Source organism: Mycobacterium sp. (assembly GCF_050701675.1).
GTDB lineage: Bacteria > Actinomycetota > Actinomycetes > Mycobacteriales > Mycobacteriaceae > Mycobacterium.
Window position 1 is genome coordinate 1 of record NZ_JBOGDD010000555.1, and the last position, 7,998, is coordinate 7,998.

The 7,998-nt window shown below is 66.5% G+C and carries 8 protein-coding genes and 1 pseudogene; 3 read left to right on the plus strand and 6 right to left on the minus strand.

From position 1 onward, the window contains the following. Positions 1–601 (plus strand): class I SAM-dependent methyltransferase (locus ACRDUX_RS16780; RefSeq protein WP_526415147.1); only part of this gene is annotated, 601 nt, incomplete at its 5' end. Positions 602–607: 6 nt separating this feature from the next. Here ACRDUX_RS16780 and cysN read toward each other — a convergent pair. The 4 genes from cysN to ACRDUX_RS16800 all read right to left on the minus strand — a co-directional run bounded on the left by cysN (position 608) and on the right by ACRDUX_RS16800 (position 5,669). Next, positions 608–2,479: a sulfate adenylyltransferase subunit CysN gene (cysN, locus tag ACRDUX_RS16785; protein WP_526415148.1), complete on the minus strand. Its 1,872-nt coding sequence runs from the start codon at positions 2,477–2,479 to the stop codon at positions 608–610. A 31-nt stretch (positions 2,480–2,510) separates the two neighbouring features. Next, positions 2,511–3,428: a sulfate adenylyltransferase subunit CysD gene (gene cysD / locus ACRDUX_RS16790; protein WP_526415149.1), complete on the minus strand. Its 918-nt coding sequence runs from the start codon at positions 3,426–3,428 to the stop codon at positions 2,511–2,513. Beyond that, positions 3,425–4,225: a trehalose 2-sulfotransferase gene (stf0, locus tag ACRDUX_RS16795; protein ID WP_526415150.1), complete on the minus strand. Its 801-nt coding sequence runs from the start codon at positions 4,223–4,225 to the stop codon at positions 3,425–3,427. The genes cysD and stf0 overlap by 4 nt, the downstream gene beginning before the upstream one ends. Before the next feature lie 76 nt (positions 4,226–4,301). Further along, a complete protein-coding gene (locus ACRDUX_RS16800; protein WP_526415151.1) occupies positions 4,302–5,669 on the minus strand; it encodes a sulfatase family protein in 1,368 nt (455 codons plus the stop codon). A 245-nt stretch (positions 5,670–5,914) separates the two neighbouring features. Between ACRDUX_RS16800 and ACRDUX_RS16805 the strand changes: the two genes are divergently transcribed. Together ACRDUX_RS16805 and ACRDUX_RS16810 are read left to right on the plus strand one after the other, a co-directional pair. Continuing rightward, entirely contained in the window at positions 5,915–6,400 is a 486-nt protein-coding gene (locus tag ACRDUX_RS16805; RefSeq protein WP_526415152.1) for a DUF4440 domain-containing protein, read from the plus strand. A 9-nt stretch (positions 6,401–6,409) separates the two neighbouring features. Then, on the plus strand, positions 6,410–6,790 hold the full coding sequence (locus tag ACRDUX_RS16810) for a YchJ family metal-binding protein (RefSeq protein WP_526415153.1): 381 nt from the start codon (positions 6,410–6,412) through the stop codon (positions 6,788–6,790). A gap of 2 nt (positions 6,791–6,792) precedes the next feature. Here ACRDUX_RS16810 and ACRDUX_RS16815 read toward each other — a convergent pair whose 3' ends face one another. Both ACRDUX_RS16815 and ACRDUX_RS16820 read right to left on the minus strand, forming a co-directional pair. Beyond that, positions 6,793–7,275 (minus strand): hypothetical protein, encoded by a 483-nt coding sequence (locus ACRDUX_RS16815; RefSeq protein ID WP_526415154.1) that lies wholly within the window; start codon positions 7,273–7,275, stop codon positions 6,793–6,795. Between the two features lie 43 nt (positions 7,276–7,318). After that, positions 7,319–7,998 (minus strand): annotated as a pseudogene (locus ACRDUX_RS16820) (hypothetical protein); the annotation flags it as partial.

Below are 7,998 nucleotides of genomic sequence, written 5' to 3' on the forward strand. Positions count from 1 at the left end.
CATCGAGGCCGTCGACAGCTCGCAGGCGATGGTCGACGCGGCGCGCGCGCGTGGCCTCGACGCGAACCTCGGGGAACTGGAGGCGTGGACGCCGAGGCCGGACACCGACGTCGTGCTGAGCAACGCGGCGTTGCAATGGGTGCCACGACATCGGGAGCTGTTGGTCCGCTGGGCTGGTGAGCTGCCCACCGGGGCGTGGATCGCCGTGCAGGTGCCCGGCAACTTCGACGCGCCGTCGCATGCCGCGGTGCGCGAGCTGGCGAGCAGTCCGAAGTGGATCGATGCCTTGAGTGACATCCCCTTTCGGGTGGGCAAGGTAGTCGACTCGGCCGCAGAGTACGCCGGGCTGCTCAGCGATGCGGGCTGCGTCGTCGACACCTGGGAGACGACCTACGTCCACGAACTCACGGGCGAACATCCGGTTCTGGACTGGATCACCGGCACCGCCCTGACGCCGGTGAAAGACGCACTCAGCGAAGAGGATTGGCAACGATTCCGCGCCGAGCTCATCCCCATGCTGGACGCCAGGTATCCGGCCCGACCCGACGGTCGCACGTTCTTCCCGTTCCGGCGGATCTTCGTGGTGGCCCGGGTGGGTTAGGTGGGGTTAGACGCCGTCGCGCCTGGACTTGAGCACCTCGAGAACCTTGGCCACCAGGTCGTCGATGTCGGCACCTGTGGTGTCGATGACCAGGTCCGGGTTCTCTGGAGCCTCGTAGGGGGCGTCGACGCCCGTGAGGCCCTTCAGCTCACCGGCCCTGGCGCGGGCGTAGAGGCCCTTCGGATCGCGCTTCTCGCACTCCTCGACGGACGTGCAGATATAGACCTCGATGAACGGCAGCTTGGCGGCGTCGTTGAGGGCCCTGGCGATCTCGCGGTCGGACTTCAGCGGCGACACCAGCGAGGCCAGCGCGACGACCCCGGCATCGGCGAACAGCCGGGTGAGATGTCCGACCCGCCTGATGTTCTCGGCCCGGTCACCGGCCGAGAACCCGAGGTCGTCGGACAGGCCGTGGCGGATGTTGTCACCGTCGAGCAGATAGGCGACGTCGCCGGACTCGACGAGTGCGCGCTCGACGGCGACGGCCAGCGTCGACTTGCCCGACGCGGGTAGGCCGGTGAACCAGATCGTGGCGCCACGCTGGTTGGTGGCCTTCCAGCGGTGGTCGCGATCCAGTGCCGAAGGGTGCCAACGGATGTCGTTGCGAGCCTGGGTGCCGGGCTTGACCTCACGCGGTTCGACGATGGTGCCTGCGCCGATGGTCTCGTTCGAGGTCTCGTCGATGAGGATGAACGCGCCGCTGTCCCGGTTGTCGGTGTAGGGATCGGCGACGACGACCGAGCTGGTGCGCAAGGTCACCATGCCGATGTCGTTGAGGGACAACTCAACCGGGTTGTCGAGCTCGTCGAGTGTCTCCGGGTCCAGCCGGGAGTGCAGCGCCTGCACCGTCGCCCGCACCGTCTTGGAGGTCTGCTTCAGCGCGACCCTGTCACCGGCGCGCAGCGGCGAGTCGGCGAACCAGCACACCGTCGCGTCGAGCTCGCGGGCCAGCACCGGCAGCGTCGCGTCCTCGGCACCGCTGACGAAGACGTCGCCACGGCCCACGTCGATGTCGTCGGCGAGCTCGATCGAGACCGACAGCGGCGCAACCGCCGTCGTGCGCTCGTCGTCGAGGGTGTCCACGGCGGTCACCGTGGAGCGGGTGCCCGCGGGCAGCGAGACGATGGGGTCACCTACGCTGACGGTCCCGGCGGCCAGCCGTCCCGTGTAACGGCGGCGAACCTCGGTCGTGGGTCGGGACACCCACTGGATCGGCAGTCGCAGCTTGGCCGCCTCGGGCTGGGGTGCCGACAGTTCAACCCCCTCGAGGTACTCCAGCAGCGTCGGCCCGGTGTACCAGGGCGTGTTGTCGGAGCGGTGCACGACGTTGTCGCCGAGCTTGGCGGCGATGGGGATGACGGCCAGATCCGTAATGCCGAGTCGGGCCGCCAACGTGGACAGCTCGGCGTCGACCTCGCCGAAGCGGTCCTCATCGAAGTCGACCAGGTCGATCTTGTTGACCGTGGCCACGAAGTGTTGGATGCCAAGGAGTTTCGCGATGCGGGCATGCCTGCGCGTCTGGCGCAGCACCCCGGCACGGGCGTCGACCAGCAGCACCGCCACGTGGGCATTGGACGCGCCGGTGAACATGTTGCGGGTGTAGCGCTCGTGACCCGGTGTGTCGGCCAGGATGTAGCTGCGGCGCTCAGTGGAGAAGAACCGGTAGGCGACGTCGATGGTGATGCCCTGTTCGCGCTCGGCGCGCAGGCCGTCGGACAGGGCGGCCAAGTCGGCGACCCCCGCCTCGTCCTTGACCGCTTCGAGGTGGTCGAGCGGCAGGCTGTCGGTGTCGTGCATGAGCCGGCCGATCAGGGTGCTCTTGCCGTCGTCCACGGATCCGGCGGTGGCCAGTCGGAGCAGCTGGCGAGTCTCGCTCATCGTCGTTCTTCCCGTCGCTTCGCTCGCCCCATCAGAAGTAGCCTTCCCGCTTGCGATCTTCCATGGCTGCCACCGACGTTCGGTCGTCGGCGCGGGTCTCGCCGCGTTCCGACACCGTGGCCGCGGATATCTCGGTGATGACACCGGCGATGTCGGTCGCGTGTGACCGCACGGCTCCGGTGATGGTCAGGTCGCCGACCGTGCGGTAGCGGACCCACTCGACGGCCGAGGTCTCGTCGCCGGTGGGCTGCACGTACTCGGAGACGGCGAGGAGGATGCCGTCCCTGGCGACGACCTCGCGCTCGTGGGCGAAGTAGATCGGCGGCAGCTCGAGACCTTCGAGCTCGATGTACCGCCAGATGTCCAGCTCGGTCCAGTTGCTCAGCGGAAAGACCCTGACCTGCTCGCCCTTCTTGATCCTGCCGTTGTACAGCGACCACGGCTCCGGGCGCTGGGCCCGCGGATCCCACTGCCCGAACTCGTCGCGGAAGCTCAGGATGCGTTCCTTGGCCCTGGCGCGCTCCTCGTCGCGGCGGGCGCCGCCGAACGCGGCGTCGAAGCCGCCCGCCTCGAGTGCGTCGAGCAGCGTGCGGGTCTGCTGCCGGTTCCGGGAGGCGCCTTCACCCGGGTCGGGCGTCCGGCCGGAGTCGATGGACTCCTGCACCGAACCGACGATCAGCTTGTGGCCGTGCTCGCCGAGGCGGCGGTCACGGAACTCGATCACCTCGTCGAAGTTGTGGCCGGTGTCGACGTGCAGTACCGGGAACGGCAACGGAAAGGGACGAAAGGCCTTCTCCGCCAGCCGGAGAAGCACGATCGAGTCCTTACCCGCCGAGAACAGGAGCACCGGTCGCTGCAACTCGGCGACGACCTCACGGATGATGTGAACCGACTCCGCTTCCAGCAGCCGAAGCTCGTCGACCTGGGTGTCCCCAGTCTGAACCGTCATACCGGCAGGCCCTCCTTCTCTGCGTCCTTGCGATAACGCTCAACCCAGTCGTCGGACCGTTGGTCGGCCTGACGTTCCAGAACCGGCGCCGGGGCGAGCCGAGGATCCAGACCGAGTGCCTCGAGGACGGTACCGACCACTTCGGTGAGGTTTCGCCACAACACGGGATATGAAACGTCGATGGGGTCGACTCCCTCCTCGACGAACCAGGCCCGCCACGCGTCCTCCTGGGCACGCAACATCGTGACGACGTGTGCGATGGCGCCCGCGTGGTATTCGGCGCGCGCATCGCGCACCGGATCGGGACGACCACGCCAGACCCGGGTCTGTACGGCGCGCCAGAATGACACCGCCTGCGACACGACGTCGGGGCGGTACACGTGGACGAGGACCGGATCCGAGCCGACCACGTCGCGGATCGCCGACAGCAGGCCGGTGCCGGAGCGGTCAGGAAGACCCTCGGCGCGTTGCTGCAGCAGCGGCGTCTGATTCCACATCAGCTTGCCGCCCCACACCCCGTTGGGGGTGCGTCCCACCGTCCGGATGTAGTCGCGCCAGATCTCCGGCGGAGCCAGGTCGGGCTTGCCCTCGTCGTGCGGGTCGAGCAGTCGCAGGATCGATTCGTCTCCCGCGTCGGCGAACCATTGCCGTGGTTGCGGCGACTGGCTGGTGGTCGGCAGGTACTGGAAGAACTCCTGGGGTTCGCCTGCGACGCCAGTGGCCCGCAAGGACTCCACCAGAAGCGTGCTGCCGCTCCGTTGCGAGGCAAGCACCAGATACGCAGTCGGAGAGGACATGCGCGGAAGCCTAACCGGATCGAAATCGCGTCGCATGCTCGACTGTGGCAAACCATTAAACTCGTCACGAGCACAACTATGGCGGTGTTCGGACATCGTCTTCGATCCCGCGTTCGGCCGCAATTGCCGACCGACTCGGCAATTGTATTCCATTGATGCGCATGTATGTTTCGGTGTATCTGGCCGAAATGCGCGTCCCGGCGAAATCGGACGGAATGACGTCGTTCGTCTTTTGTCGCCAATCGTTGAGCAGCATCGCCAATTCGTTGGCAATTGATTCGGAGTCCTCGCTCACCGGACCGCTAAGGAGATTGTCCCTTTCGGTCGGATCCGTCCGCAGATCGTATAGTTCCCGGCTCGGGCGAGGCGCCGTGCTGAACGACGCGACCGCCCTCCCCGGCGCGCTCTGCTCGATGTCGAGGGGGAGATCCAGAAGCGGCCGCGCCGCGTAGTTCTCGATGTAGCTGAAATCCTTGGTCCTGATCGCGCGGATCGGATCGAACGAATCGTGATAGGTCTTCGTCGTGTAGACCTCGGCGCGTACGGGGGTGGGATCGGCGATGCCGTCGAGAACGTTCGCGGCGTGTGAGAGCCCCTCGACGTCATCGGGGACCGGCAGGCCGAGCACGTCCAGCAGCGTGGGAACCAGGTCGACGCCGCTGAAGAGTTCGTCGTACACCCGGCCGGGTGCCCCGAACCGCGTTGGAGGCCGCACGATCATGGCGATGCCGGTGCCTGCGTCGTACAGCGTGGACTTCGCGCGCGGCAGGGCCGGCCCGTGGTCGGTGAGGAACACCACCCACGTGGAGGCGTCCAGCCCCGTTTCGGTGAGGGTGTCGAGCAGCGTGCCGACCGCGGCGTCGGCGACCGCGATGGAGCCGTAGAAGTCGGCGAGATCCTCGCGTACGTCGGGAAGGTCGGGCAGGTAGTCGGGCAATTCCACACCGCCGGCATCCGCGGGTTCGTAGCGATCCCGCGGATAGGGACGGTGGGTCTCGAAGAAGCCTGCGGTCAGCAGGAAGGGCGTCGTCGGGGCGTCGCTGAGCCAATGAGTGGTCCGATCGACCACGTACTCGCAGAAGGAGTTGGACACGTCGTACTCGTCGAATCCGAGCCGGCCGGGGAACGACGTCTCGTGCTGCATGCCGAACAGCGCCGTGTGCCAGCCTGATTCGGACAACAGCTGGGGCAGGGTGCGGACCCCGGCGCGGTACTCCCAGCCGTGATGCGCGAGCCCCAGCAGCCCGTTGCTCTGCGGGTAGCGGCCGGTGAACAGCGAGCCTCGCGACGGCGAGCACAGCGGCGCGGTGGCGTGTGCGCGTGTGAACAGGATCCCCTCGGCGGCGAGTCGATCGAGCCTGGGGCTGGATACGTCGTCATGGCCGTAGGCGCCGAGATATCTGCCGAGATCGTGCCAGTGCACGAGGAGCACGTTGTCCTTCATCGTTGATACACGCAACAGGTTCTGCGCTGAATCGGCAAGCGTTGGGCTCATGGTGGCGGCTATTCACGTCCGACCGGGCCCTCGCGTGCTGGTCGTGATTTCGAGGGAAATGCGATGAATCACGACCGTGGTGCGGCGAACGCGCATAGCGTGCGATTCGGCATGAAGCGGCCGAGAGGTGTCGGCGCGGCGGTAGCAGCAAACGGTGGCGCGGCTGATTCGGGTCCGCATTTCGAGGGCGATGGATGGGTGGCGAGGTGTGGGGCTGGCGGGTGACGATGTCGGTGATGGTGGCAGCGGTCCTCGTCGGGTGCGGGGGCGCAGATCAGTCGCATGATCCGGAGCGTGACAAGGCCGCGATCGAATCGGCACTTCGCCAGTGGCCCAACGACTTCAATTCCAAGAATGCCGCGGGCGTATGCGGGTTGTTCGCCGATGACGTGGTGTTGTCGTACCCCGACGCGGAGGATCGCGGCCACGGCGAATTCTGCATGCAGATGCAGAAGCTGTTCGACGATCCGGTCAGGCGGTACAGCTATGCGCCGCCCGACATCCGCGAAGTGCTGGTCGACGGCGATCTTGCGACCGTCAGGCTCTTCTGGACGCTGACCGTCACCGACGCGGCGGGCAAGGTTCTGGACAGGGGGGTCGAGGACGGTCTCGACGTCTTCACCCGCCAGCCGGATGGCAGCTGGAAGATTCATGTCTCCCATGCCTTTACGAAGTCGTAGCGCGGTGTCATGAGCGATCTCCTGGGCCGGCCGTGTCCCTGTGGCAGCGGCACCGGCTACCACGCCTGCTGCGGTCCGCTGCACCATGGCGAGCGCCACGCCGCGACGGCCGAGGAATTGATGCGGTCGAGATACGCGGCGTTTGCGTGTGGCGACGCGGACTATCTATTCCGCACCTGGCATCCGCGGACGCGCCCCGCCGACGTCTCGATCGATGCCGACGTCGTCTGGATCGGCCTCGACGTGACCGATGTCGCCGCGGGCGGCCACGATGACGACCGCGGGGAAGTGGAGTTCACGGCGGTCTTCGCCGGGGGCGAGATGCACGAGCGCAGCCGGTTCGAGCGTCGCGCAGGCCGGTGGTTCTACGTCGACGGTGACGTCCGGTGACGTCACCTGTTCGGCACACCGCACGCGGAGTAGACGAACTTCGGCGGCGCGTCGAACGCGAAGGACCGCTGTGGCAGCCGCGTCAGCACGTCTTCGGGGAGCGGCGCCTTGTAGTGCAGTGACACCGAGCCGGAGAAGCTCGGGTCGATGACGGAGATGTCGGGCACGTCAAGCAGCAGTCCGGATTGGTCCAGAGTGGCCTGCACCATGGAACCGCCCTTCGCGTTCCACGGGTGGTCGACCGCGCGGCCCGCCTTCTTGGGCACCGAGGAGAGCGTGCCGAGCACCCGCTCGTTGGTGAGCGCCAGCGCGCCGACGTAGCTGCGGAGGTTGCCCTTCGCGGTCTTGCCGGGCACGTTGCCAGAGAAGCGGAACGTCACGGCGACGAATTCGGCGAGATGGAGCACGCCTTCAGCTTCGACCTGGGCCCGCATGTCGTCGGGCAGCTCACCGATGCCGAGGATCTTGCGCAAGAAGACGGCCATAGCCGGGACAGTATCGGCTATGACCGTCTTCTCACGGTCGGTTCTACGTTTGTGCTGGCAGCACGTTCTCGCCGGTCTTGTCGGTGGACAGGCACAGTGAGCAGATGTACCCCTCGTGACTGGCGGACTTCAGCATGTCGGGACGCTCGTAATCGTGATGGCAGACATGGCATTTGAGGTGTGCATCTGACGGGTTGCCGTGCTCGTCGAGCATCGGCAGGTCGATGCCGTCGTCGGTGCGCCTCAGGTAGTACTTGCCCTTGGTCGCGATCGCGATGAGGGGTGGGAGCACCACGCCAAGACCGATGGCAACCAGCGGCGAGTACGGCCGGATGGCCTCCCCGAGTCCGCCGAAGAACGCGATCACCGACAGCCCGGCAGCGATCAGCATCGAGCCGAAGCCGACCGGGTTGAAGTCGTACAGCATGCCGCGCCGGAACTCCGGTTGCATCGGCGACAGCTTCAACAGGTACTTGTTGAAGACGATGTCCGACGCCACCACCACGACCCACGCCATACCGCAGTTGGCGTAGAAGCCCAGGATGGTGTTCAGGAAGTCGAACATGTTGGCTTCCATCAGGACCAGGGCAATCAGCAGGTTGACGCCAAGGAACACCAGACGACCCGGGTAGGTCTTCGTGACGCGGGTGAACGAGTTGGTCCACGCCAGCGAACCCGAGTAGGCATTCGTCACGTTGATCTTGATCTGGCTGATGACCACCA

Bases quoted from the DNA above. Each gene is read 5' to 3' on its own strand.
- cysN (WP_526415148.1), bottom strand. From the start codon at position 2,479: ATGAGCGAGACTCGCCAGCTGCTCCGACTGGCCACCGCCGGATCCGTG.
- cysD (WP_526415149.1), bottom strand. From the start codon at position 3,428: ATGACGGTTCAGACTGGGGACACCCAGGTCGACGAGCTTCGGCTGCTG.
- stf0 (WP_526415150.1), bottom strand. From the start codon at position 4,225: ATGTCCTCTCCGACTGCGTATCTGGTGCTTGCCTCGCAACGGAGCGGC.
- ACRDUX_RS16800 (WP_526415151.1), bottom strand. From the start codon at position 5,669: ATGAAGGACAACGTGCTCCTCGTGCACTGGCACGATCTCGGCAGATAT.
- ACRDUX_RS16805 (WP_526415152.1), top strand. From the start codon at position 5,915: ATGGGTGGCGAGGTGTGGGGCTGGCGGGTGACGATGTCGGTGATGGTG.
- ACRDUX_RS16810 (WP_526415153.1), top strand. From the start codon at position 6,410: ATGAGCGATCTCCTGGGCCGGCCGTGTCCCTGTGGCAGCGGCACCGGC.
- ACRDUX_RS16815 (WP_526415154.1), bottom strand. From the start codon at position 7,275: ATGGCCGTCTTCTTGCGCAAGATCCTCGGCATCGGTGAGCTGCCCGAC.